The 23080-nt window shown below is 73.2% G+C and carries 22 protein-coding genes; 10 read left to right on the top strand and 12 right to left on the bottom strand.

The annotated features are described in order from the left end of the window. Positions 1 to 577: 577 nt before the first annotated feature. Positions 578 to 1576, top strand: a complete 999-nt coding sequence (gene trpS / locus ACIP98_RS24425; protein ID WP_401977916.1) for a tryptophan--tRNA ligase — start codon at positions 578 to 580, stop codon at positions 1574 to 1576. A 54-nt stretch (positions 1577 to 1630) separates the two neighbouring features. Here the strand turns inward: trpS and proC are convergent, their stop codons facing one another. The 3 genes from proC to ACIP98_RS24410 form a co-directional block, all read right to left on the bottom strand. Then, positions 1631 to 2440, bottom strand: a complete 810-nt coding sequence (gene proC, locus ACIP98_RS24420) for a pyrroline-5-carboxylate reductase (protein WP_319663609.1) — start codon at positions 2438 to 2440, stop codon at positions 1631 to 1633. A gap of 68 nt (positions 2441 to 2508) precedes the next feature. Continuing rightward, positions 2509 to 3246 (bottom strand): ABC transporter permease, encoded by a 738-nt coding sequence (locus ACIP98_RS24415; RefSeq protein WP_401977914.1) that lies wholly within the window; start codon positions 3244 to 3246, stop codon positions 2509 to 2511. Beyond that, positions 3243 to 4049, bottom strand: a complete 807-nt coding sequence (locus ACIP98_RS24410) for an ABC transporter ATP-binding protein (protein WP_401977913.1) — start codon at positions 4047 to 4049, stop codon at positions 3243 to 3245. The genes ACIP98_RS24415 and ACIP98_RS24410 overlap by 4 nt, the downstream gene beginning before the upstream one ends. Positions 4050 to 4230: 181 nt before the next feature. On the opposite strand from ACIP98_RS24410, the gene ACIP98_RS24405 reads away from it, so the two are divergent. From ACIP98_RS24405 to ACIP98_RS24390, 4 genes are all read left to right on the top strand, one after another. Next, entirely contained in the window at positions 4231 to 4593 is a 363-nt protein-coding gene (locus ACIP98_RS24405) for a hypothetical protein (RefSeq protein ID WP_401977912.1), read from the top strand. 178 nt (positions 4594 to 4771) lie between these two features. Beyond that, positions 4772 to 4900, top strand: coding sequence for a hypothetical protein (locus ACIP98_RS24400; RefSeq protein ID WP_401977911.1), 129 nt, complete (start codon positions 4772 to 4774; stop codon positions 4898 to 4900). Beyond that, positions 4897 to 6381 carry a SulP family inorganic anion transporter gene (locus ACIP98_RS24395; RefSeq protein WP_401977910.1) on the top strand — a complete coding sequence of 495 codons (1485 nt, stop codon included), beginning with the start codon at positions 4897 to 4899 and terminating at the stop codon, positions 6379 to 6381. Before ACIP98_RS24400 ends, ACIP98_RS24395 begins: the two co-directional genes overlap by 4 nt. A gap of 176 nt (positions 6382 to 6557) precedes the next feature. Further along, positions 6558 to 7034 (top strand): hypothetical protein, encoded by a 477-nt coding sequence (locus ACIP98_RS24390; protein ID WP_401977909.1) that lies wholly within the window; start codon positions 6558 to 6560, stop codon positions 7032 to 7034. Here the strand turns inward: ACIP98_RS24390 and ACIP98_RS24385 are convergent. The 3 genes from ACIP98_RS24385 to ACIP98_RS24375 form a co-directional block, all read right to left on the bottom strand. Beyond that, positions 7031 to 7819, bottom strand: coding sequence for a class I SAM-dependent methyltransferase (locus ACIP98_RS24385; protein ID WP_401977907.1), 789 nt, complete (start codon positions 7817 to 7819; stop codon positions 7031 to 7033). The two genes, ACIP98_RS24390 and ACIP98_RS24385, sit on opposite strands and share 4 nt — an antisense overlap. A gap of 71 nt (positions 7820 to 7890) precedes the next feature. Then, the gene (locus ACIP98_RS24380; RefSeq protein WP_401977906.1) at positions 7891 to 8247 is read right to left on the bottom strand and encodes an SH3 domain-containing protein; all 357 of its coding nucleotides are present in this window, start codon (positions 8245 to 8247) and stop codon (positions 7891 to 7893) included. Between the two features lie 37 nt (positions 8248 to 8284). Next, a complete protein-coding gene (locus tag ACIP98_RS24375; protein WP_401977904.1) occupies positions 8285 to 8608 on the bottom strand; it encodes an SH3 domain-containing protein in 324 nt (107 codons plus the stop codon). A 123-nt stretch (positions 8609 to 8731) separates the two neighbouring features. Between ACIP98_RS24375 and ACIP98_RS24370 the strand changes: the two genes are divergently transcribed. Then, positions 8732 to 10921 carry a PQQ-binding-like beta-propeller repeat protein gene (locus tag ACIP98_RS24370; RefSeq protein WP_401977902.1) on the top strand — a complete coding sequence of 730 codons (2190 nt, stop codon included), beginning with the start codon at positions 8732 to 8734 and terminating at the stop codon, positions 10919 to 10921. A 37-nt stretch (positions 10922 to 10958) separates the two neighbouring features. Here ACIP98_RS24370 and ilvD read toward each other — a convergent pair whose 3' ends face one another. From ilvD to ACIP98_RS24350, 4 genes are all read right to left on the bottom strand, one after another. After that, entirely contained in the window at positions 10959 to 12812 is a 1854-nt protein-coding gene (gene ilvD / locus ACIP98_RS24365; protein WP_319663596.1) for a dihydroxy-acid dehydratase, read from the bottom strand. Between the two features lie 127 nt (positions 12813 to 12939). After that, positions 12940 to 13650 (bottom strand): TetR family transcriptional regulator, encoded by a 711-nt coding sequence (locus ACIP98_RS24360; RefSeq protein WP_319663595.1) that lies wholly within the window; start codon positions 13648 to 13650, stop codon positions 12940 to 12942. Next, positions 13650 to 14453: a sugar phosphate isomerase/epimerase gene (locus ACIP98_RS24355; protein WP_319663622.1), complete on the bottom strand. Its 804-nt coding sequence runs from the start codon at positions 14451 to 14453 to the stop codon at positions 13650 to 13652. Before ACIP98_RS24355 ends, ACIP98_RS24360 begins: the two co-directional genes overlap by 1 nt. A gap of 154 nt (positions 14454 to 14607) precedes the next feature. Then, positions 14608 to 15546 carry a Ppx/GppA phosphatase family protein gene (locus ACIP98_RS24350; RefSeq protein ID WP_319663594.1) on the bottom strand — a complete coding sequence of 313 codons (939 nt, stop codon included), beginning with the start codon at positions 15544 to 15546 and terminating at the stop codon, positions 14608 to 14610. Between the two features lie 101 nt (positions 15547 to 15647). On the opposite strand from ACIP98_RS24350, the gene ACIP98_RS24345 reads away from it, so the two are divergent. Then, positions 15648 to 16487 carry a hypothetical protein gene (locus ACIP98_RS24345; RefSeq protein ID WP_401977901.1) on the top strand — a complete coding sequence of 280 codons (840 nt, stop codon included), beginning with the start codon at positions 15648 to 15650 and terminating at the stop codon, positions 16485 to 16487. On the opposite strand, the gene ACIP98_RS24340 is transcribed toward ACIP98_RS24345, so the two are convergent. Beyond that, positions 16484 to 18178, bottom strand: a complete 1695-nt coding sequence (locus ACIP98_RS24340) for a sigma-70 family RNA polymerase sigma factor (protein WP_401977900.1) — start codon at positions 18176 to 18178, stop codon at positions 16484 to 16486. The two genes, ACIP98_RS24345 and ACIP98_RS24340, sit on opposite strands and share 4 nt — an antisense overlap. Positions 18179 to 18425: 247 nt before the next feature. On the opposite strand from ACIP98_RS24340, the gene radA reads away from it, so the two are divergent. Then, on the top strand, positions 18426 to 19814 hold the full coding sequence (gene radA / locus ACIP98_RS24335; RefSeq protein ID WP_401977899.1) for a DNA repair protein RadA: 1389 nt from the start codon (positions 18426 to 18428) through the stop codon (positions 19812 to 19814). A 66-nt stretch (positions 19815 to 19880) separates the two neighbouring features. Beyond that, positions 19881 to 21011 carry a DNA integrity scanning diadenylate cyclase DisA gene (gene disA / locus ACIP98_RS24330; RefSeq protein WP_319663590.1) on the top strand — a complete coding sequence of 377 codons (1131 nt, stop codon included), beginning with the start codon at positions 19881 to 19883 and terminating at the stop codon, positions 21009 to 21011. A 70-nt stretch (positions 21012 to 21081) separates the two neighbouring features. On the opposite strand, the gene ACIP98_RS24325 is transcribed toward disA, so the two are convergent. Further along, on the bottom strand, positions 21082 to 21891 hold the full coding sequence (locus ACIP98_RS24325; protein ID WP_401977898.1) for a hypothetical protein: 810 nt from the start codon (positions 21889 to 21891) through the stop codon (positions 21082 to 21084). A 195-nt stretch (positions 21892 to 22086) separates the two neighbouring features. Between ACIP98_RS24325 and ACIP98_RS24320 the strand changes: the two genes are divergently transcribed. After that, on the top strand, positions 22087 to 22965 hold the full coding sequence (locus tag ACIP98_RS24320) for an A/G-specific adenine glycosylase (RefSeq protein ID WP_319663588.1): 879 nt from the start codon (positions 22087 to 22089) through the stop codon (positions 22963 to 22965). Positions 22966 to 23080 lie beyond the last annotated feature (115 nt).

Here is a 23080-nt window from a genome sequence, read left to right as displayed (position 1 = left end):
GTTGACTTTTGGCACGCTGTTGAGTTCTCAAGGAACGGAAGCTTCCTTCGAGACCGTTTCACCGGCCCCTCCGGGCTTTCCCTTCGTTGTCACCAACCTTACCAGATCCGTTTCGCGTTTCCGCTCTTCGTTTCCGGCCCCCTGTTGGAGCGGGGTTTTTGTTTCGCGCCTTCCGGCGTGTCCACTACTTTAGCGGATTCCCTCCGTGACTCATAATCGAGCCATTCGGACCGAATTTCGGCACGCCGAAATCGACCCCGCAGGGAAGTCGTGAAGTACTGGGTTGCCGCCGGGCGGCGTGAGTGGCTGCCGTTGGAAGGTGACCCGTCCGAGGCAGCTAGAGAACACTACACCACGCCCTCGCGTGCTTCAAACCTGTGGCCGGCCACGCGTTTGAGGGCTACCGTCGGAACATGACCACGCATGCGCACACGAACCTGTGGTGGGCCGCCTGAGGCGGCCGACCCCACTGCGCATGCACCCAACGGCCGCCGCTCCGGCGGCCGTTTTGCGTTTCCCCTGCGGGCCGCCGGATCGACGGGTCCGGCACGCCGGACGACAGCAGGAGGAGACAGAGATGACGCGGGTCTTCAGCGGGATCAAGCCGACCGGGCACCTGACCCTGGGCAACTACCTGGGGGCGGTTCGGCAGTGGGCCGCGGTGAACCAGCACCAGGCCGAGTCCCTCTTCTGTGTGGTGGATCTGCACGCACTGACGGTGGACCACGATCCCGCCCGGGTGCGCCGGCTCAGCCGGCAGGCCGCGACCCTGCTCCTCGCGGCGGGACTGGACCCGGCGGTGTGCACCCTGTTCGTCCAGAGCCATGTGGACGAACACGCCCGTCTGGCCTACCTCCTGGAGTGCGCCGCCACGGACGGGGAGATGCGGCGGATGATCCAGTACAAGGAGAAGGCCGCCCAGGAGCCGCGGCGCGGCGGCAGCGTACGGCTGTCGCTGCTGACGTACCCGGTGCTCATGGCGGCGGACATCCTGGCGTACCGGACGGACGAGGTGCCGGTCGGCGACGACCAGGCACAGCACGTGGAGCTGACGCGGGACCTGGCGGAGCGCTTCAACCAGCGGTACGGACCGGTGTTCACGGTGCCCCGTGCGGTGCTGCCGCCGGTGGCGGCGCGGGTGATGAACCTGCAGGACCCGGCCGCGAAGATGGGGAAGTCCGACGACACCGGCCCCGGGATCGTCTATCTGCTCGACGAGCCGGAGGCGGTCCGCAGAAAGGTGATGCGGGCCGTGACCGACAGCGGCGACGACGTGGCGTACGACCGTGAGGAGCGGCCGGGCGTGGCGAACCTGCTGGAGATCCTGTCCGCCTGTTCGGGACGGTCGCCGCAGCAGCTGGCCGCGGAGTACGACTCGTACGGGGCATTGAAGAAGGACACGGCGGAGGCGGTGGTCGAGGAGCTGCGGCCGCTGCGGGAGCGGCACGCGGAGCTGGCGGCCGACCCTGGGTACGTGGACGCGGTGCTCCGGACGGGGGCGGAACGCGCGCGGGCGCTGGCGCGGCCGACGGTCGACTCGGCCTACCGGGCGATCGGGCTGCTGCCTCCCGCGTGAGCGGCGGAGGCGACTGCCGCCCCGGGTGCCGGGAGCGGCAGTCCCCTCCGGACGTCAGCCGTTGCCGGAGGCGAGTTCGCGGCTGCGGTCGCGGGCGGCTTCCAGCGCGGCGATCAGGGCGTGCCGCACACCGTGCTTCTCCAGCTCGCGGATGGCGTTGATGGTGGTGCCGGCCGGGGAGGTGACGGCCTCGCGCAGCTTGACCGGGTGCTCGCCGCTGTCGCGGAGCATGACGGCGGCGCCGATCGCCGACTGCACGATGAGGTCGTGCGCCTGGGCGCGGGGCAGGCCGAGGAGGATGCCGGCGTCGGTCATGGCCTCGACCAGGAAGTAGAAGTACGCGGGGCCGGAGCCGGACAGCGCGGTGGCGGCGTCCTGCTGGTACTCGGGGATGCGCAGGGTCTTGCCGACCGGCTGGAAGATGCCCTCGGTGCGGACGAGGTGCTCCTCCCGCGCGTGGCTGCCCGCGGAGATGACCGACATGCCCTCGTCGACGAGGACGGGGGTGTTGGGCATGACGCGGACGACCGCGATGCCGGCGGCGAGGCGTTCCTCGAAGAAGGAGGTCGGCACGCCGGCGGCGGCGCTGATGACGAGCCGGTCCGCGGCGACGTGCGGGGCCAGCTCGTCCAGGAGGGCGGACATGTCCTGCGGCTTGACGGCCAGGATGAGGGTGTCCGCGGTCTTGGCGGCCTCGTCGTTGGAGACGGCGTCGACGCCGTAGCGGGCGCGCAGTTCCTCGGCGCGGGCCGGGCGGCGGGCGGTGACCAGGAGGTTTTCCGGCTTCCAGCCGGCGCGGAGCATGCCGGAGAGCAGGGCCTCGCCGATCTTCCCGGTGCCGAGCACGGCGACTTTCTGGGTCATGCGGCCATCTTCGCACCGGGGACGGCGGCCGCGGGGTCGCTGTCCACGGTGCGGTCGGGCGCGTCGGGTCAGGCGGTGCGGCGGCGCAGGGTGGCGGCGCCGAGTGCCAGGGCGATGGCGGCGCTGCCCGCGACGACGGCGAGGTCGCGGAAGAAGTCGCCGGTGATGTCGGTGTGGGTGAGGACCTGCTGCATGCCGTCGACGGCGTACGACATGGGCAGCACATTGGAGACGGCCTCCAGCACGGGCTGCATCCGGCCGCGGGGCATGAGCAGCCCGCACAGGAGGAGTTGCGGCAGCAGTACGGCGGGCATGAACTGCACGGCCTGGAACTCGCTGGCGGCGAAGGCGCTGACGAAGAGGCCGAGAGCGGTGCCGAGGCAGGCGTCGGCGAGGGCGACCACCAGGAGCAGCCACGCCGACCCGGTGACGTTCAGGCCGAGGACGAGGACGGCGAGGCCGGTGGCCAGCACCGCCTGGACGACCGCGATGGCGCCGAAGGCCAGCGCGTACCCGGCCAGCAGGTCGCCCTTGCCGAGCGGCATCGACAAAAGGCGCTCCAAGGTGCCGGAGGTGCGCTCGCGGAGCGTCGCGATGGACGTGACCAGGAACATCGTGATGAGCGGGAAGATGCCCAGCAGCGAGGCGCCGACGGTGTCGAAGGTGCGGGGGCTGGTGTCGTAGACCCAGGACAGCAGCGTGAGCAGTACGCAGGGGACGACGACCATGAGGGCGATCGTGCGCGGGTCGTGGCGCAGCTGGAGCAGTACGCGGCGGGCGGTGGCGAGGGTGCGGTGCGTGCTCATCGGACGGCCTCCTCGGCCTCGTTCGGGGTCGCGGGGTGCGGGGCCGTGCGGCCGGACGCCTCGTCGACGAGGCGGAGGAAGGCCTCCTCGACGGTGGCGGCGCCGGTGCGCGAGCGCAGTGCGTCGGGGCTGCCCTGGGCGAGGATGCGGCCCTCGCGCATGAGGAGCAGGCGGTGGCAGCGCTCGGCCTCGTCCATGACGTGGCTGGAGACGATCAGGGTGGCGCCGCGTTCGGCGGCGAGGCGGTGGAAGAGCTTCCACAGGTCGCGGCGGAGGACGGGGTCCAGGCCGACGGTGGGCTCGTCCAGAACGAGGAGTTCGGGCGAGCCGAGGAGGGCGACGGCCAGCGAGACGCGGTTGAGCTGTCCCCCGGAGAGGTTGCCCGCCAGCGCCCCGGCGTGCGAGGTGAGGTCGACGTCGGCGATGGCCCGGTCGACGTGGTCGCGGGCGTCGCCGCCGAGGACCGCGGCGAAGTAGTCGAGGTTCTGGCGGATCGTCAGGTCGAGGTAGACGGACGACGCCTGGGTCACGTAGCCGATCCGGGGGCGCAGGTCGCGGTGGCCGGCGGCGTGGCCGAGCACGTCGAGGGTTCCGGTGACGTGGGCCTGGGTGCCGACGACGGCACGCATGAGGGTCGACTTGCCGCAGCCGCTGGGGCCGAGCAGTCCGGTGATCTCACCGCGCGGGACGGTGAAGTCGAGGCCGTCCAGGACGGTGCGGCCGCCGCGCAGCACGGTCAGGCCGGCGGCGTGGACGGCGGGACCCGGGGCCGGTGCGGCGGGATCCTCGGCTTTATTCATCATGCGGTGAATACTGCTCCCGTGACGGCCACCCCGTCAAGGAGTGACAGGTACATCCATTCGAGTGACGGATCATTTACGCTGCGTTAACCTCAAAAGCTTGCAGAATGGAGGGGCCGACCGGGCAGAATGGAGACCGCGACATCTCGGGGCGGGGGCAACTGTGAGCTGGAGCAAGGGAGTTGTGCGTGTCCTCGCCGTCGGCGCCGGCCTGCTGCTCTCCCTGTTCCTCGCCATCGGCTGCGCCGCCGCGGAGCCAGCGTCCACAGCGGTACGCGAGGCGGGAGCCGGCGCCGCGTACGCACAGGCCGAACAGCGGCAGTGCCTGATCCACCGCCACGAGGGCAACGGCCTGAGCCTGGTGGTGCCCGGGGCGGTCAATGTCCCGGCACCGGCCCCACGCACCGGCTCCGCGGCCGACGATCCGGGCGTGACCGCGGACGGGCGGACGTCCGCCCCCGTCACGGCGCCCCGCACGGCACGCCAGGCCGTCCCGCTGACCAGATCCGGCGAACTCCCGGTCTTCTTGCAGGTGTTCCGCTGCTGACGGACCAGGCCGCGACGCCGCCCGCCACCGTCTGACGTCCCGTTCCGGCGACGTCCTGCGGACCGCCGGCGCGCGCGGCCGTCCGCGCACCACCGCGGACACCCGACCCCCCACACAGCTCGACCCCGCACGCCCCCGCCCCTCGCCGGGCGCCGGGGCGCCATGGAGGCCACCCGCAATGAAGACCTTCATCGACGCTGCCCGCGATGTCCCGCCGGCACGTCCCGTCATCGATCCCGACTGCTTCGCCGCCCCCGCACCGGGGCTCGCGCCCGTCCCGTCCACCGACACCCTCCTCCCCCGGTGAGCCGCCGGATCCGGGGTGTTCCGGTCAGGCCCGCGACGCTGCGTGCCGACCTCACCGCCTCGCTCGTCGTCTTCCTGGTCGCCCTGCCGCTGTGCGTGGGCGTAGCCGTCGCCTCCGGGGTACCGGCCGAACTCGGCCTCGTCACCGGCATCGTGGGCGGACTGTTCACCGGGCTGCTGCCGGGCAGCAGCCTCCAGGTGTCCGGCCCGGCGGCCGGGCTCACCGTGCTGGTCCTCGAGGCCGTCCGGGAGTTCGGGCTGCCGGCGCTCGGCGTGCTCGTGCTCACCGCGGGCGTGCTGCAGATACTCATGGGAGCGCTGCGACTCGGCCGCTGGTTCCGGGCCATCTCCGTCGCCGTCGTGCAGGGGATGCTCGCCGGGATCGGGCTGGTGCTGATCGCCGGGCAGGTGTACGCCCTCGCGGACGTCAAGGCCCCCGCCTCCGGCCCCGCCAAGATCACCGGGGTCGCCGGACTGGCTCGCGACGTGTCCGGCTCCGGCGCGGCCCTCGCCGCCCTCGCCCTCGGGGCCGGCACGATCGTCGTCCTGGTGGTGTGGCCCCGCATCCCGGGCGCCGCGCGCGTGCTGCCCGGGCCGCTGGCCGCGGTCGCGCTCGCCACGGCGGCGGCGGTGCTGCTGCGGCTGCCCGTCGCCCGGGTCGAGGTCCGGGGGCTGCTCGACGCCGTACAGCCGCCGGGTGCTGGGCAGTTCGCACAGCTGGCGAGCGTGTCGATGATCGGCACGGTGCTGGCGTTCACGCTGATCGCCTCCGCCGAGAGCCTGTTCAGCGCCGCCGCGGTGGACCGGCTGCACGACGGGCCACGCACCGACTACGACAAGGAACTGATCGCGCAGGGCGCGGGCAACGCCCTCTGCGGGGCGCTCGGGGCCCTGCCGATGACCGCCGTGATCGTGCGCAGTGCCGCCAACGTCCAGGCGGGTGCCCGCACCAAGGCGTCCCGGGTGCTGCACGGGGTGTGGGTGCTGCTGTTCGCCGCGCTGCTGCCGGCCGCGCTCGGCGTGATCCCGGTCGCGGCCCTGGCGGGCGTGCTGGTGCACGCGGGCTGCAAGCTCGTCCCGTTCCGCGCGCTGGTACCGCTGTGGCGGGAACACCGGGGCGAGGCGGTCGTCCTGGTGGTGACGGCGGTCGCGATCGTCGTCACCAACATGTTCGAGGGCGTGCTGATCGGGCTGCTGACGGCCGTGGTCAAGGCGGCATGGGAGACCTCCCACACCCACGTCGAGATCGACGACCGGGGCGGCGGCCCGCTCGTCGTGCGCGTCCTGGGCAACGCCACCTTCCTGCGACTGCCCAAGCTGCTCGACCAGTTGGAGGCGCTGCCGCGGAACCGGGCCCTGGAACTCGACCTGCGACGGCTGCGGCACCTTGACCACGCCTGCGGCATGGCGCTGGCCGGCTGGGCCGAGCGGCACAACGAGGAGGGGGTGACGCCGGTGCGGGTGCAGCGGGCACCGGCCTGAGCGCGTGGGGCGGCCGGGGTCCCGGTCGCCCCACCGCCCGAAATCCCGGCGGCCCGAAATCCCGACGGCACGAAATCCCGACGGCACGACCGGGTCCCGGCCCTGACACCCGGCTCCGGGCCGACTCAGGGACATCCCCTATGGCTTCCGGCGCGGCCCCGGGCGACCGTGGCGGTATGAGCCGTTCTACCGATCCATCCCGTCCGTCACAGGACGTGACCCGCGGCGAGAAACGCCAACTGGCGCTGGCCTCGGCCACCCTCGGCCCCTGGCGGCCCGCCGCCGCGGTCGGCGCCATCGGCGGCGGGGTCTCCCTGGCCGTGTCCGCCGTCGGTGGCGACTTCGGGTTCGGCGTGGTCGCCGGGGCCTGCTCCGTCGCCCTGATGCTCTTCTTCCTCGTCGGCGGCGCGGGGGCGGTGACGGGACGCGGACCGCGTTCCGACCGCCGCATCCGCCGCTGGGCGGCCGAGCACCCGTGGCGCGTGGCGCTGGTACCGGGCGGCATGCTGCTCGTCACCGACCTCGTGATGCGCCAGGTCCTCACCTCCGAGGGCTTCTTCGGCAGCCTCTGGGACGGTCTGTGGCGCGGGGCGCTCGTCGCGGGTGTCGTCGGCGTCGTCGGCTCGGTGGCGGCGTCCCGCCGGGCCGGCTAGTCCGTCCCGTCCTTCACGGCGACGGTCAGCGCGACCCGGTACGGCTCGACGACCAGGCCGTCCGGGAAGAGCGCCAGCAGCTCGCTCCGCTCCTCCGCCAGGATCCGGGCGGAGGCGTCCGGGTCCATCACGGCGAAGTACGACCGGCTGCCCAGCATCGCCAGATGCGTGTCCACGGGCACCGTGCGGGTCCAGCGCAGCACGCGGGAGAGCGGTCTCAGACCGAGGCCGGGACCGAGCGAGAGCAGCACGCTCTCGGCGTCGCCGGACAGGCCGAACTCGTGATGGCCGGGCACGCGGGCGGCGAGCCGGGCCTCCTGCTGCACGATCCACGGCACGTCGGTGTCCGGCAGGTTCCACCACAGCGCGAACGCGCCGCCCGGCCGCAGCACGCGTGCCGCCTCCGGCGCGGAGCGCGCGGGGTCCGTCCAGTGCCACGCCTGCGCGTACGTCACGAAGTCGGCGACGCCGGCGGCGAAGGGCAGGGCGTTCCCGTCCCCGCGTACGAGCGGCACCCCCGGCTGCCCGGCCCGCAGTTGCGCCGCCATGCCCGCCCCTGGCTCCACCGCCGTCACGTGCGCCCCGCGCCCCCGCAGCAGCGCGGTGGCTATCCCCGTCCCGGCCCCGACGTCCAGCACGACCGCGCCCGCGAGGGTGCGGCCGGCCATCTCCTCGACGGCGTCGAACATCTCACCGGGGTATCCCGGGCGCGCGGCGGCGTACTGCGCGGCTACGGCGTTGAACGACTGGGCGAACACGCGGCGGTGCGTGGGCTGTGAGGTCATGCCGGTTGTCTTCCCCGCGGTGCGGTCCCCCGACCCTGGGGCGGGGGACCGCCCGGCGCGGCGGCGCGCCGTCAGCAGTGCGACGTGACGTAGCCGTCGCTGCCGGTGTGCACGTAGGTGTCGGACACGTACTGGTCGGGGCCGACGCGGTCCCAGATGCTGCTCGTGCCGTAGTAGCCGCTCACCGTCGTGCCCGGGGTCTGGCAGAAGATGGGCACCTTGGCGTCCGTGGGGAGCGTCCTCACGATCTGGTAGCCGGTGCCCGGGCCGTTGCGGACATTGACCCGCGTGTTCGGCGCGACGTCGTAGTAGACCAGAGCCGTGGCGGCCGATGCCTCGGCCGCTCCACCCAGTACCAGGAACACGGCTCCGGCCAGTCCGGCCGCACCCGCCGCCAGCACACTGCGCCGCTCGCTGCGTAAGCTCAACTCTTCCTCCGCTGTCGGTGGACTGAGGGCGCCGGCGTCAACCGCAGCGCCCCGCGATGTAGCCGTCGCTGCCGGTGTGCACGTACGCGTCGGACACGTACTCGCCCGGGGCGATCCGATCCCAGATGCTGCTCGTGCCGTAGTACCCGTTGACCGTCGTACCGGGCACTTGGCAGATGACGGGCACCTTCACGTCGTACGGAAGGATCCTGACAATCTGGAAACTCGTCCCGGGGCCGGTCCGGACGTTGAGGCGGCAGCCCGGGGCGACGGGGTAGTACACGATGTCGGCGGCGGCCGCACCGCCCGCAACCGCCTCCACCAGCGCTTCTGCAGGGTCGTCAAGACTGTTCTCGGCCATTGGCCCTCCCCCGTGAACATTTACGCTCTGTCAAGTGCAGGCTAGCAATCCGAGTCTTCGCCGTAAGGACGATCGGTTAGGCTCCGTGGGTTGCGGCCATGGACGAACACACGGGGGTGGGTCATGCCGGCATCGGGCGGGCCCGGCGCGGGTCCGGAAGCGGAACGTCCGGAATACGCGGGGCAGTACCTCCTGGAGAGCCGGCTCGGCGCCGGTGGCATGGGTGTGGTGCACCTGTCGCGCTCCACCTCCGGCATGCGTCTGGCCATCAAGGTCGTGCACGAAGAGTTGGCGGCGGACCCCGAGTTCAGAGCACGTTTCCGCCAGGAGGTCGGCGCCGCGCGCCGGGTCAGCGGGGCCTTCACCGCGCCCGTCGTGGACGCCGACCCCGACGCCGAACGGCCCTGGATGGCCACGCTCTACATCCCCGGCCCCACGCTCGCCCAGTTCGTGAAGCGGAACGGTTCGGTGGCCCCGGCCCAGGTGCGGTACCTGATGGCGGGCCTCGCCGAGGCGTTGCGGGACATTCACCGCGTCGACGTCGTGCACCGCGACCTGAAGCCGAGCAACGTACTGCTGGCCGCCGACGGTCCGAAAGTGATCGACTTCGGCATCTCACGGCCGGCCGACAGCGACCTCCGCACGGAGACCGGCAAGCTCATCGGCACGCCGCCCTTCATGGCGCCCGAGCAGTTCCGGCACCCGCGGTCGGTCGGGCCGGCCGCCGACGTCTTCGCCATGGCGAGCGTTCTCGTCCACGCGGCAACGGGGCAAAGCCCGTTCACCTCGGACAGCCCGTACATCGTGGCGTACCAAGTGGTGCACGAAGAGCCGCAGTTGGAAGGCATACCGGCCGACCTCCGGCCGCTCATCGAGCGGTGCCTCGCCAAGGATCCGAAGGACCGGCCCACCCCTGATGCGCTCATGGCCGAGCTCAGAGCGGTCTCGGCCTCGTACGACACCCAGACCTTCAGCGCCTTCGACCTCGGGGACTTCACCGGCGGGGAGCCGATTCCGCACCGGCGCAGGCGCATCGGCGACGGGGGCGCCGCCGCGCCCGCGGCGAAGTCGGCGGAGGTGGGCGGTGCCCCTCCCCGGAAGTCCAGGAGACGGCTCGCCGTGGCGGCGACAGCGGCACTGGCCGTCCTCGGATCCGCCGCGGCCCTCACGGCCCAGCACATGGGCGGCAGCCCCGGTGCCGTGGACGGACAGCACCCGCGGGCGCACGGGAGCAGCCCGTCCACCACGGCCTTCGCCCCTTGGCAGAGCACCCTGCCCGCGGATGGGCACCATGCGGGCCCGGCTGCCTGTGCACACGAGGGCGAGGCCGTGTTCTGCACCCGGCCGGGGATCGCGGCCGCACGGCTCGATGCGAGCAGCGGACGCTTGCAGTGGTCGGTTCCCAGCCCCGACACGGGCCGTCTCGCGGGACCGCAGCCGCCGGTCCTCTCGGGCGGCGTGCTGCGCGTCGTGACCCATGACGGGAAGGAACTGACCGGCCTGGACCCGGCGACCGGCAAGCCTGTGTGGCGGCAGGACATCTCCGCCTACAACGGGGCCTACTACAACGTCGGCGATACGGTGCTGCTGCTCAGGGCGGGCGGTGATGTCACTGCCGTCGACGGCGTGACGGGCCGGCAGCGCTGGCACACCGCACTGCCCGGCGGACCCCGGCCCGTGTTCGCCTCCCTCCTGGATGCCCGCACCGCGTACGCCGTCGATGTCTCGGGCGACGGCAGGCACACGCTGGTGAGCGCGGTGAACCTGGCCGACGGGAAAGTCCGGGAGCAGCGGCGGTTCGACGGCGCGCTCATGCCTGTCGGCATCTCCGGCGACACCCTGTTCCTGACCTCCACCGACGCCCTGACCCGGACGGACGCCGTCGTGCGCATCGACACCACCGACTGGTCGGCGGCACGTACGCCACTGCGTCTTCCCCTGTCCGGCGTGCAGGCGGTAGTCAGCGGCACACGGGTCTACCTGCTGGAGTACGGCGGCGCGCTGACGGCCCTCGACACCGGACGTGGGAGCGACACCGCACAGCTGTGGCGCCTGGAGACCTCGGTGAGCGAGTCCTCGCAGCCCGTCGTCGTGGGCGACCGGCTCTACTTCGCCGCTGCCGACGGCCGCTTGCTGGCGGTGGACACCCGGCGGGGCGCTTTCCTCGGCCAGACCCGGCCCCGCCCCACCAAGGACACCGGACTCGTCGCCGGCGCGCCCCCCTCCCCCGTCGTCGCCGACGGCAAGGTGTTCGCGACCGCGCCCGACGGCACCGTGTTCGCGGTGGACGCGAAGGACCCCTCCCGCTGGTGAGGGCGGGAGGGGTCGAGAACGTCGGCGGCGGGGTCGGTCAGCCGTCGAGCTTGGAGACGTCGCGGACGGCGCCCTTGTCCGCGCTGGTCGCCATCGCCGCGTAGGCCTTCAGCGCCAGGGAGACCTTGCGCTCGCGTCCCGCGGGGGCGTAGACACCGCCGAGGGCGGCGCGGCGCGCGGCCAGGTCCTCGTCGGTGACCAGGAGTTCGATGGTGCGGCCCGGGATGTCGATCCGGATGCGGTCGCCGTCCTCGACGAGGGCGATCGTGCCGCCGGAGGCCGCCTCGGGGGAGGCGTGGCCGATGGAGAGGCCCGAAGTGCCGCCGGAGAAGCGGCCGTCGGTGATCAGGGCGCAGCTCTTGCCGAGGCCGCGGCCCTTGAGGAAGGAGGTGGGGTAGAGCATCTCCTGCATGCCGGGGCCGCCCTTGGGGCCCTCGTAGCGGATGACGACGACGTCGCCTTCCGTGATCTCCTTGCGGAGGATCTTGTCGACGGCCTCCTCCTGGGACTCGCAGACCACGGCCGGTCCCTCGAAGGTCCAGATGGACTCGTCGACGCCGGCGGTCTTCACCACGCAGCCGTCGACGGCGAGGTTGCCGTGGAGCACGGCGAGGCCGCCGTCCTTGGAGTACGCGTGCTCGGCGGAGCGGATGCAGCCCTCGGCGGCGTCGGTGTCCAGGGCCTCCCAGCGCTCGGACTGGGAGAAGGCCTCGGCGGAGCGAACGCAGCCGGGGGCGGCGTGCCAGAGTTCCTCGGCCTCGGCGGAGGGGGAGCCGCCGCGGACGTCCCAGGTCTTGAGCCAGTCGGCCAGCGACGGGGAGTGGACGGAGTGGACGTCCTCGTTGAGCAGGCCGGCCCGGTGGAGTTCGCCGAGCAGGGCGGGGATGCCGCCGGCGCGGTGCACGTCCTCCATGTAGTACGTGCGGTTCTTCGCGACGTTGGGGGCGACCTTGGCCAGGCACGGCACGCGGCGCGAGACGGCGTCGATGTCGGTCAGCCCGAAGGGGACGCCCGCCTCCTGGGCGGCGGCGAGCAGGTGGAGGATCGTGTTGGTGGAGCCGCCCATGGCGATGTCGAGGGCCATGGCGTTCTCGAAGGCCTCGAAGGTGGCGATCGAGCGCGGCAGCACGGACTCGTCGTCCTGCTCGTAGTAGCGCCGGGTGATGTCCACAACCGTGCGGCCGGCGTCCTCGTACAGCCCCTTGCGGGCGGTGTGGGTGGCCAGGACCGAGCCGTTGCCGGGCAGGGACAGGCCGATCGCCTCGGTGAGGCAGTTCATCGAGTTGGCGGTGAACATGCCCGAACACGAGCCGCAGGTGGGGCAGGCGTTCTCCTCGATGCGGAGGATGTCCTCGTCGGAGATCTTGTCGTTGACGGCGTCGGCGATCGCGTCGATGAGGTCCAGGGTGCGCACGGTGCCGTCGACGAGCGTCGCGCGGCCGGCCTCCATGGGGCCGCCGGAGACGAAGACGGTGGGGATGTTGAGCCGCAGGGCGGCCATCAGCATGCCCGGGGTGATCTTGTCGCAGTTGGAGATGCAGATCAGCGCGTCGGCGCAGTGCGCCTCGACCATGTACTCGACGGAGTCGGCGATCAGGTCGCGGGACGGCAGCGAGTAGAGCATGCCGCCGTGGCCCATGGCGATGCCGTCGTCGACGGCGATGGTGTTGAACTCGCGCGGCACGGCTCCGGCGGCCTTGATCGCCTCGCTCACGATGCGGCCCACCGGCTGCAGGTGCGTGTGCCCGGGCACGAACTCCGTGAAGCTGTTGGCCACGGCGATGATCGGCTTGCCGATGTCCTCGCTCGCTACGCCCGAGGCCCGCATGAGGGCGCGCGCGCCCGCCATGTTGCGGCCGTGGGTGACTGTGCGGGACCTCAGCTCGGGCACGGGGACCACTCCCTACGTTTCCATCCTGGAGCTTTCGAGCGTACGCCCCGGGCCGCCGCCGGCGACGGTGTGTCCGTATTGCGGACGTGAGGTCCACGGAATGGAAGCCTCGCACACCGGGGCGCCGTCATCCCGTGACGGCGCCGGGATCGGGGTCGGCCAGGTAGCGCTGGAGCGTCGGCGCGACGAGGCGGACGACCTCCTCGATGTCCGCCGACGCCAGCGGCTCGATGCGCATGACGTAGCGCATCATCGCGATGCCGATCATCTGGGAGGCGGCGAGCTCGGCCCGCAGCCGCGGGTCGGGGACCTTCAGCTCCCCCGCCACGCGCTCCAGCATCCGCCGCAGGACGATGCCGCGCAGCACGCTCGCGGCCGTCTCGTTGGTGACCGCCGAGCGCATCACGGCCAGCATGGGGGCCCGGGTCACCGGGTTCTCCCAGATGCCCACGAAGAAGCGGGCGAGCCGCTCGCCCACTCCGTCCGGACCGGCCGCCATCACGTCGGGGACGCCGAACGCCGGCTCGAAGGTCATCTCGATGGACGCCTCGAAGACCTGTTCCTTGGCCCCGAAGTAGTGGTGCACCAGGGCGGCGTCCACACCGGCCGACCGGGCGATCGAGCGGATCGAGGTCTTGTCGTAGCCGCGGGCGGAGAACTCCTCGCGCGCGGCGGCCAGGATGCGGTCCCGGGTCTCGGCCGTGCCCGACCGCGCTCCGGCGGGGCGGCCGCGGCCGCGCCTCCCGGTGGCCGCGTGTCCTGCGGGCTCGGCGTCGTCCGGCTGCTCGGCGTCGTCCGGGTTCTCCGGGTTCTCCGGGTTCTCCGGGGCCCGGGGCATCAGCCCACCTGCGCCGCGGCGGCCAGGTGCAGCCGGGTGAAGGCCAGCGCCTCGGCGAGGTCGGCCTCCCGCTCGGCGGCGGACATCGCGCGCCGGGTGTTCACCTCGATCACCACGTGCCCGTCGAAGCCGCCGGTGGCGAGCCGCTCCAGCAGCTCGGCACACGGCTGCGTACCGCGCCCGGGCACCAGGTGCTCGTCCTTGCCGGAGCCGCTGCCGTCGGCGAGGTGGACGTGACCGAGCCGGTCGCCCATGCGCCCGAGCATCTCCAGCGTCTCGGTACGGGCGGTGGCCGTGTGCGACAGGTCGATGGTGAAGTGCCGGTAGTCCTCGCCGGTGGGGTCCCAGTCGGGGGCGTACGCGAGCATCTCCCGGTCGCGGTAGCGCCACGGGTACATGTTCTCCACCGCGAACCGCACGTCCGTCTCGTTCGCCATCCGCCAGATGCCGGAGACGAAGTCCCGGGCGTACGCGCGCTGCCACCGGAACGGCGGGTGGACGACGACCGTCGACGCGCCGAGCTTCTCCGCGGCCGCGCGGGCCCGCTGGAGCTTCACCCACGGGTCGGTCGACCAGACGCGCTGCGTGATCAGCAGGCAGGGCGCGTGCACCGCGAGCACCGGGATGCCGTGGTAGTCCGACAACCGGCGCAGTGCCTCGACGTCCTGGCTGACCGGGTCGGTCCACACCATGACCTCGACGCCGTCGTACCCGAGCCGGGCCGCGATCTCGAAGGCCGTCGCCGTCGACTCGGGGTACACGGACGCCGTGGACAGCGCGACCTTCGCGTCGGGTACGCGCACGGTGTGTTCGTTCGGGTCCACAGGGTCAGGGGCTGCCACGGGGAACAGCGTACGGCGGCCGGTCCGCCGAACGGCACATCCCACCGGGCCGACGTGACGCGATCGACACGGCGCCGGACACCCGGCCCGCGGGGCCCCGGCGGGCCCCGGCGGGTCAGACCCGCTCGCTGACCATGAGGTCCAGCCGCCGCAGGATCACGCCCTCGCGCAACGCCCAGGGGCAGATCTCCAGTTCCGTCACGCCGTACAGGTCCATCGCCGCGTCCGCGACGAGGGCGCCCGCGAGCAACTGCCGGGCGCGGCCCTCCGAAACGCCGGGCAGCTCCTTGCGCGCACCCTCGGTCATCGCCGCGAGCCGGGGGACCCAGTCGGCGAGCGACTTGCGGGTCAGCGTGCGCTGGATGTACAGCCCCTCGGCGGAGCGGGCGGCGCCGGCGATGCGGGCCAACTGCTTGAAGGTCTTGGAGGTGCCGACGACGTGGTCGGGCGCCCCGATGCGGCTGAACGCGGCGACGGTGCGGGCGATCTCGGCCCGTACGTGCTTGCGCAGCGAGCGGACGTCCTCGCCGGCCGGGGGGTCGCCGGGCAGCCATCCGCTGGTGAGCCGGCCCGCGCCGAGCGGCAGCGAGACGGCGGTGACCGGCTCCTCGTCCATGCCGTAGGCGACCTCCAGGGAGCCGCCGCCGATGTCGAGCATCAGCAGCCGGCCGGCGGACCACCCGAACCAGCGACGGGCGGCCAGGAAGGTCAGCCGCGCCTCGTCCTCGCCGGAGAGCACGGTGAGGTCGACACCGGTCTGCTCGGCCACCCGCGCCAGCACCTCGTCGCCGTTGGCCGCCTCGCGGACCGCGGAGGTCGCGAACGGCAGCACCTCCTCGACGCCCTTGTCCTCGGCCACCACCAGCGCCTCGGCGACCTGTGAGATCAGCCGCCGGACGCCGTCCTCGCAAATGGCGCCCCGGTCGTCCAGCAGCTCCGCCAGCCGCAGCTCCGCCTTGTGGGAGTAGGCGGGCAGCGGACGCGCGCCAGGGTGCGCGTCCATGACCAGCAGGTGGACGGTATTGGAACCCACGTCGAGGACACCGAGTCTCATGCCCGGAAACCTACTGCTCCGGGTAGTTTCCCGGGACATGCGGGGTGCGTGCTGCCGCGCGGGTGACCACCGAACAAGCTCCACATGCTTACCCTGACATCGTGGCGAAGGCGAAAAAGGCGACGAAGCGGCAGGAACACCCGGTCATCGAGGACGAGGTCGGCCTCGACTTCCCCCGCGCATGGGTGGAGTTCCCCGATCCGGCCGACGACGAACAGATCTTCCGCTGCGACCTGACCTGGCTCACCTCGCGCTGGAACTGCATCTTCGGGCGCGGCTGCGAGGGCATCCAGGCGGGGCGCGCGAGTGACGGATGCTGCACCCTGGGCGCGCACTTCTCGGACGACGACGACGAGAAGCGGGTGGCCGGGCACGTGGACCGGCTCTCCCCCGAGCTGTGGCAGTTCCACGACGTCGGCGCGCAGGGGGGCGAGAAGGGCGGCTGGGCCGAGGTCAACGAGGACGGCGACCGGCAGACCCGGCGCCACAAGGGCGCCTGTGTCTTCCTCAACCGCCCCGGCTTCGCGGCCGGCGCCGGCTGCGCGCTGCACCTGCTGGCGCTCAAGGAGGGCCGCGAGCCGTTGGAGACCAAGCCGGACGTCTGCTGGCAGCTGCCGATCCGCCGGACGTACGACTGGATCGACCGGCCCGACGACACGCGCGTGCTGCAGATCTCCATCGGGGAGTACGACCGGCGCGGCTGGGGCCCGGGCGGCCACGATCTGCACTGGTGGTGCACCGGCGCGCGCTCGGCGCACGGCGCGGGCGACCCGGTCTACGTCTCGTACCGCGCGGAACTGACCGAACTCATGGGCACGCAGGGGTACGCGGCACTCGTCGAGCTCTGTGAGCAGCGCCTCGCCTCGCTGCTGCCGATGGCACCGCACCCGGCCGACCCGGCCCCGGGGCCCGGCGCGGGCGAGGGCCGGGCAACGAACTAGGACGACGGGGATCCGGACGGCTCGCCGCTGGGCGAGCCGGACGGCGAGGGATCCGGCGTGGGGGACGTGGACGGCCTGGGCGAGGGATCGGGGGACGGGGGCTGCGACGGGGTTCCCGTCCCGTGGATGGTGACGACACCGCCCGAGGGGTCGAAGACGATCCGCGCGGTCCACGCGCCCACCGGCTCCCGGTCGCGGTCCACCGACACCGTGATCGTCGTGGAGTCCCCCGGCCGCAGCATGCCGTGCCGCCGGCTGAGGTGCAGCCAGGGCGCCGAGCGCGCGGCGGACCAGCGCACGGCCCGGTCGCCCTCCGCCGTGAGCGTGATGACGGTCACGTCGCCCTCGGTGTGGGCGGCGACGACGAGCCGTCCCTCACGGTGGGCAGGGCGGCCGCCGTGGTCGCCGTCCGCGTCGGCGCCCTTCGTGGCACGGCTCGACGGCGACGCCGAAGCGTGCCTGCCGGCCGACGGGGAGGCGTCCGGCGCTTCGGGGGAGGCCGAGGCGACCGACACCGACAGCCGTCCGTGGCCGCCGCGCTGGGAACGCCCGCGCTCCGCGCTGCCCGCGGCACCGGCCTTCTCGTAGGGGAAGCCGTCCAGCCCGTCGCCGTCCGCCGCGGTGAAGGAACCCTCCCCCTTCTGGCCCGGGGCCAGCGGCGCCCCGTGGTACGCGGCCCACAGCGCCAGCACCGGGGCCGCGACCACCGCCGCGACGACGGTGGAGGTCACCGCGCGGTGCCGCATCCGGGCGCGGCGCGCGGTGCGTTCCTTCAGGTCCATGGGGAAGCCGCGCCGGTCGAAGCGCGGAGTGCCCTGGCGGGCGCGCCCGACGCCGCCGCGCATGGCGTGCAGCAGGGCGGCGTACGCGGCCGAGCGCGGGGCCTCGATGGTGGCCAGCACGGCCGTCGCCGCGGTGGTCGCCAGACCCGGCCACGGGCCGGCGGCGACCGCGCGCTCCGCGGTCAGCCGGCAGTGCGAGCAGACGTCGACATGGTGGACGAGCTCGCGGCGCAGGGCCGTGCCGAGCAGCACCCGGGCGTCCCCGGCGAGCCGGGCGACCGCCGGGCAGTTGCCCAGTTCCACGACGGCCAGGGCGGCCCGGGTCCGCTCCACCTCGCAGGCGGCCTGCGCGAGCAGCGCCCGGGTGGCGTCCGGATCCAGGCCGACGACCAGCGCGACCTCGTGCGGGGCCAATTGGTGGCGTACCGCCAGCTCCAGCACCTCGCGCTGCTCGGGCGTCGTGCCGGCCGCCTCCGGCCAGGCCAGCGCCGACAGCTCGCCGCGGCGCCGGGCGGCCACCTCGGCGGAGGCCTTCACCGACGCCGGGCGGCCGTCCGCCAGCGTGCGCAGGCAGGCCCAGCGGGCCAGCGCGTACAGCCAGGGGCGGCGCAGTTCGGGGTTGCGCAGCCGGGCACGCTGCCGCTCGGCGACCGCCAGCACGTCGCCGACGGCCACGGCCGCGGCGTCGTGCTCGCACAGCACCGACAGGCAGTAGGTGAACAGCCCGTCCAGGTACGGCTCGTAGTGGGCGGGCGGCTGCGAGGGCAGCGTGCCGTTCGGCCGGGGCCGGCGCCGTCCCGCCGCCGGGCCGGTCCCGCCGCCCGCCGCGGCGCGGCCGCGCTGGACCGGCGCGCGGTGTCGGCGGTGCGCGCCGGTTGTCTGCGAGGGTGTCTCAGGCCTGCTGCTCATCACTCCGTGACGGTAGGCCCACGGTCCGTACACCCTCAGCCGTCACGGCGGGCTTTAACCCAATTGGGTGGTGATCCCGCCCGAAAGAGCACACCCCGATCACCCTCCGGGGCGATGGATCGGCCGTGTGCGCGAGCGCTCCGCGGCGGGAATCGGGGGGCAGCGGCAGAACGGCGGCGGGACGGCGGCGGACGACGGCGTCCCCGGGACGGCCGCGCTGTCAGTGGTTACCGATAGCGTGCACGGCATGGCTGCCCGGACTCGCCCCGCGTCAAAGGACCGACCGTCCTACCGCTGCACTGAGTGCGGCTGGACGACCGTCAAGTGGCTCGGCCGCTGTGGCGAGTGCCAGGCGTGGGGCACGATCGAGGAGTACGGCGGCGCCTCGCCGGTGCGCACGACCGCCGCGGGCCGCGTCACGACACCGGCGAAGCCGATCGGCCAGGTGGACGGCCGCCAGGCGACCGCGCGCGGCACGGGCGTCCCGGAGCTGGACCGGGTGCTGGGCGGGGGGCTGGTCCCCGGCGCGGTGGTGCTGCTCGCGGGCGAGCCCGGCGTCGGCAAGTCGACGCTGCTGCTGGACGTCGCCGCGAAGGCGGCCGGGCCCCAGGCGCGCACGCTCTACGTGACCGGTGAGGAGTCCGCCTCGCAGGTGCGGCTGCGGGCCGACCGCATCGGCGCCCTGTCCGACGACCTCTACCTCGCCGCCGAGACCGACCTCTCGGCGGTGCTGGCGCACTTGGACGACGTCAAGCCCTCGCTGCTCGTCCTGGACTCGGTCCAGACCATCGCCTCGCCGGAGATCGACGGCGCCCCCGGCGGCATGGCCCAGGTCCGCGAGGTCGCCGGCGCGCTCATCCGGGCGTCGAAGGAGCGCGGCATGTCGACGCTGCTCGTCGGCCACGTCACCAAGGACGGAGCGATCGCCGGGCCCCGGCTGCTGGAGCACCTGGTGGACGTGGTGCTGTCCTTCGAGGGCGACCGGCACGCCCGTCTGCGGCTGATCCGGGGGATCAAGAACCGCTACGGCGCCACCGACGAGGTCGGCTGCTTCGAACTGCACGACGAGGGCATCACCGGCCTGACCGACCCCTCGGGCCTGTTCCTGACCCGGCGCGACGAGCCGGTGCCCGGCACCTGCCTGACGGTCACGCTGGAGGGCAAGCGCCCGCTGGTCGCCGAGGTGCAGGCGCTGACCGTGGACACCCAGATCCCCTCGCCGCGCCGTACGACCTCCGGCCTGGAGACCTCGCGCGTGTCGATGATGCTGGCGGTGCTGGAGCAGCGCGGCCGCATCCGGTCGATCGGCAAGCAGGACATCTACACCGCCACCGTCGGCGGCGTGAAGCTCGGCGAGCCCGCCGCGGACCTCGCCGTGGCCCTGGCGCTGGCCAGTGCCGCGATCGACACCCCGCTGCCGAAGAACCTGGTCGCCGTGGGCGAGGTGGGCCTGGCGGGCGAGGTCAGGCGGGTCACCGGCGTGCAGCGGCGGCTCGCCGAGGCGGCCCGGCTGGGCTTCACCCACGCCCTCGTTCCGCCGGACCCGGGCCGGATTCCGGCGGGGATGAAGGTGACGGAGGTGACGGACATAGGGGACGCCTTGCGCGTCCTGCCCAAGAGGGCCCCCCGTCCGTGAGCCTTCCGACGGTAAACTTTGCCCTGGTCTCGCCCATCCGGGCATCCGTACGACCGGAGGAGAGCAGTGGCAGCCAATGACCGGGCGGCAGCTCCCGGCAAAGCCTGGGGTCGCGAGGGCTCCGGTACTGACAGCCTGATGCGCGCCTCCCTGAGCGCCGTGGCACCCGGCACCAGCCTGCGCGACGGCCTGGAACGGGTCCTGCGCGGCAACACCGGCGGCCTGATCGTCCTGGGCATGGACAAGCTCGTCGAGTCGCTGTGCACCGGCGGTTTCGTCCTGGACGTCGAGTTCTCCGCGACGCGCCTGCGCGAGCTGTGCAAGCTCGACGGCGCCCTCATCCTCGACAAGGACATCACCAAGATCCTGCGGGCCGGTGTCCAGCTCGTCCCGGACGCCGCGATCCCCACCGAGGAGACCGGCACCCGGCACCGCACCGCGCAGCGGGTCTCCATCCAGACCGGTTTCCCGGTCGTCTCCGTCAGCCAGTCGATGCGGCTGATCGCGCTGTACGTCGACGGTCAGCGCCGGGTCCTGGAGGACTCCGCGGCGATCCTGTCCCGCGCCAACCAGGCGCTGGCCACCCTGGAGCGCTACAAGCTGCGGCTGGACGAGGTCGCGGGCACGCTCTCCGCCCTGGAGATCGAGGACCTGGTCACCGTCCGTGACGTCACCGCGGTCGCGCAGCGTCTGGAGATGGTGCGCCGCATCGCCACCGAGATCGCGGAGTACGTGGTCGAGCTGGGCACCGACGGACGGCTGCTCTCGCTCCAGCTGGACGAGCTGATCGCGGGCGTCGAGCCCGAGCGCGAGCTCGTCGTGCGCGACTACGTGCCCGAGCCGACCGCCAAGCGCAGCCGCACGGTCAGCGAGGCGCTGTCCGAGCTGGACTCGCTCCCGCAGGGCGAGCTCCTCGAACTGCCCACCGTGGCAAGGGCGCTGGGCTACGCCGGCTCCCCCGAGGCGCTGGACTCCGCGGTCTCGCCGCGCGGCTACCGGCTGCTGGCCAAGGTGCCGCGGCTGCCGAACACGATCGTGGAGCGCCTGGTGGAGCACTTCGGCGGGCTGCAGAAGCTGCTGGCGGCCAGCGTGGACGATCTGCAGACCGTCGACGGTGTCGGCGAGGCCCGCGCCCGCTCCGTCCGCGAGGGCCTGTCGCGCCTGGCGGAGTCCTCGATCCTGGAGCGCTACGTCTGACGGCCGGTCCGGCGCCCGCCGCCCGGAATGCCCCGGGCCGGTGCGTCGGCCGGCCTGACGCCCGCGTCGGTCAGGCGTCCTTCAGGACGAAGGACGTCTGCTTGGGCTGGAAGCCCGGCAGCCTCGCCTCCACGAGGTAGGTGCCCAGCGGCGCGGTCCGGACCTTGGGGGTCGCGCACTGCGGCGCGCTGGTCGAGCGGTCCCAGCGCAGCTCGTAGGTGGTCGAGCTGTTGGCCGGTACCTGCAGCAGGTAGCCGGAGCGGCTCCTGGGGCAGTCGTCGCTCGCCCAGCGGTGGTTGTCGTCCACGTCGGAGACGGTGAAGACGGCCGCGGTCGCCCCGAAGTCCAGCTTGCAGCCGACACCGGAGGAGTTGGTGGCGGTGAGCATGAACGTGGGCTTCTCACCGGGCTCGTAGGAGTTGTGCTCGCTGCGCAGGCTGAGCGTGACCGACGAGGAGGTGCAGTCGGGGAGGCTGGAGCCGGCGGGAAGCTGCGCGCCGCCCCCGCTGCCGCTGCCGCCGCTGCCGGAAACGCCGCTGCCGGACGAGGAGTCGGTGCCGCCGGACGCCGAGCCGCCGTCCGCGCCCGCACCGCCGTCCGCGCCGCTGCCGCCGGTGTCACCGGCGTCGCCGCCGGACGAACTGCCGTCCGTGGCACCGGAGTCACCGGCCCCGTCGGTGGAACCGCCGTCCGAGGAGCCACCGCCGACCGAGCCGCCGGGACGCGAGCTGTTGAGCGGGCCGCTGGCGGACGGACCGGGCGTGATGGAGGGTACGGGGGTGCGACCGCCGGGACCGTCCGCCCTGTTTCCGCCGCCGCCGTCACGGAAGTTGACGGCCCACACCACCAACGCGGTGATCACCAGGAGGAGGAGCAGCACAACAGCCCGTCGTCGCCAGTAGATGGAGGACGGGAGAGGTCCCACGGGATTGCGCACAGAGCCCACGCGCAAACCTTATGCGCTTTCCGTTGAATCGGACCAAGGCACGCGCGGCACGCAGGCAACTTGTGTGATTGATCAGCAGATCTCCCCTGCCCGCCGGGCGGGTTCCGGGGCCGTAGGATCGGTGACGCTATGAACGAGCACCGTGATCTTCACTCCCCCGTGATCGACTGGTTCGACGAGAACGCCCGGGACCTGCCGTGGCGCCGCCCGGAGGCAGGCGCCTGGGGCGTCATGGTGAGCGAGTTCATGCTGCAGCAGACGCCGGTCTCCCGGGTGCTGCCGGTGTACGAGCAGTGGCTGGAGCGCTGGCCCGATCCGGCCGCGCTCGCCGCCGAGCCGCCCGGCGAGGCGGTCCGCGCCTGGGGCCGGCTGGGCTATCCGCGCCGGGCGCTGCGGCTGCACGCCGCCGCCACCGCGATCGCGCACCTCCACGACGGTCATGTCCCCACCGATCACGCCGAGTTGCTGGCCCTCCCGGGCATCGGCGAGTACACGGCCGCGGCCGTCGCCTCGTTCGCCTACGGGCAGCGGCACGCCGTGCTGGACACCAACGTGCGGCGGGTGTTCGCGCGCGCGGTGACCGGCGTGGAGTACCCGCCGAACGCCACGACCGCCGCCGAGCGCAAGGTCGCCCAGCGCCTGCTCCCCGCCGACGAGGCCACCGCCGCCCGCTGGGCCGCGGCCACGATGGAACTGGGCGCCCTCATCTGCACCGCGCGCGGCCCGGAGTGCGTGCGCTGCCCGATCGCCGCGCAGTGCGCCTGGCGGCTGGCCGGCTCTCCCGCGCACGAGGGCCCGCCGCGCCGCGGCCAGACGTACGCGGGAACCGACCGGCAGGTCCGCGGCAAGCTGCTGGCGGTGCTGCGCGACGCCACCGCCCCCGTGCCGCAGGCAGTCCTGGACGCGGTCTGGCACGAGCCGGTGCAGCGCGCCCGCGCCCTGGACGGGCTGGTCTCCGACGGCCTGGTGGAGCCCCTGGCGGGCGGGGTGTACCGGCTGCCGGGCTGAGCCCGCCCTCCGCTCCGGGGCCGTCGCGGGCCTTCTTCCGTACCCGGAAGGTCCGGTCGTTACACAACCGATGGGTTCCTGTGCGGCCGCTGTGCGGCTGCGGTGGCGAAAGCCG

Source organism: Streptomyces sp. NPDC088354, assembly GCF_044753585.1.
GTDB lineage: Bacteria > Actinomycetota > Actinomycetes > Streptomycetales > Streptomycetaceae > Actinacidiphila.
This window is presented reverse-complemented; position numbering and strand designations above follow the sequence as displayed.

Bases quoted from the DNA above. Each gene is read 5' to 3' on its own strand.
- ACIP98_RS24370 (WP_401977902.1), top strand. From the start codon at position 8,732: ATGCCGGCATCGGGCGGGCCCGGCGCGGGTCCGGAAGCGGAACGTCCG.
- ACIP98_RS24385 (WP_401977907.1), bottom strand. From the start codon at position 7,819: ATGACCTCACAGCCCACGCACCGCCGCGTGTTCGCCCAGTCGTTCAAC.
- ACIP98_RS24415 (WP_401977914.1), bottom strand. From the start codon at position 3,246: ATGAGCACGCACCGCACCCTCGCCACCGCCCGCCGCGTACTGCTCCAG.
- ACIP98_RS24350 (WP_319663594.1), bottom strand. From the start codon at position 15,546: ATGAGACTCGGTGTCCTCGACGTGGGTTCCAATACCGTCCACCTGCTG.
- ACIP98_RS24360 (WP_319663595.1), bottom strand. From the start codon at position 13,650: ATGCCCCGGGCCCCGGAGAACCCGGAGAACCCGGAGAACCCGGACGAC.
- ACIP98_RS24320 (WP_319663588.1), top strand. From the start codon at position 22,087: ATGAACGAGCACCGTGATCTTCACTCCCCCGTGATCGACTGGTTCGAC.
- ACIP98_RS24375 (WP_401977904.1), bottom strand. From the start codon at position 8,608: ATGGCCGAGAACAGTCTTGACGACCCTGCAGAAGCGCTGGTGGAGGCG.
- ACIP98_RS24340 (WP_401977900.1), bottom strand. From the start codon at position 18,178: ATGAGCAGCAGGCCTGAGACACCCTCGCAGACAACCGGCGCGCACCGC.
- ACIP98_RS24390 (WP_401977909.1), top strand. From the start codon at position 6,558: ATGAGCCGTTCTACCGATCCATCCCGTCCGTCACAGGACGTGACCCGC.
- trpS (WP_401977916.1), top strand. From the start codon at position 578: ATGACGCGGGTCTTCAGCGGGATCAAGCCGACCGGGCACCTGACCCTG.
- radA (WP_401977899.1), top strand. From the start codon at position 18,426: ATGGCTGCCCGGACTCGCCCCGCGTCAAAGGACCGACCGTCCTACCGC.
- ACIP98_RS24400 (WP_401977911.1), top strand. From the start codon at position 4,772: ATGAAGACCTTCATCGACGCTGCCCGCGATGTCCCGCCGGCACGTCCC.
- proC (WP_319663609.1), bottom strand. From the start codon at position 2,440: ATGACCCAGAAAGTCGCCGTGCTCGGCACCGGGAAGATCGGCGAGGCC.
- ACIP98_RS24410 (WP_401977913.1), bottom strand. From the start codon at position 4,049: ATGATGAATAAAGCCGAGGATCCCGCCGCACCGGCCCCGGGTCCCGCC.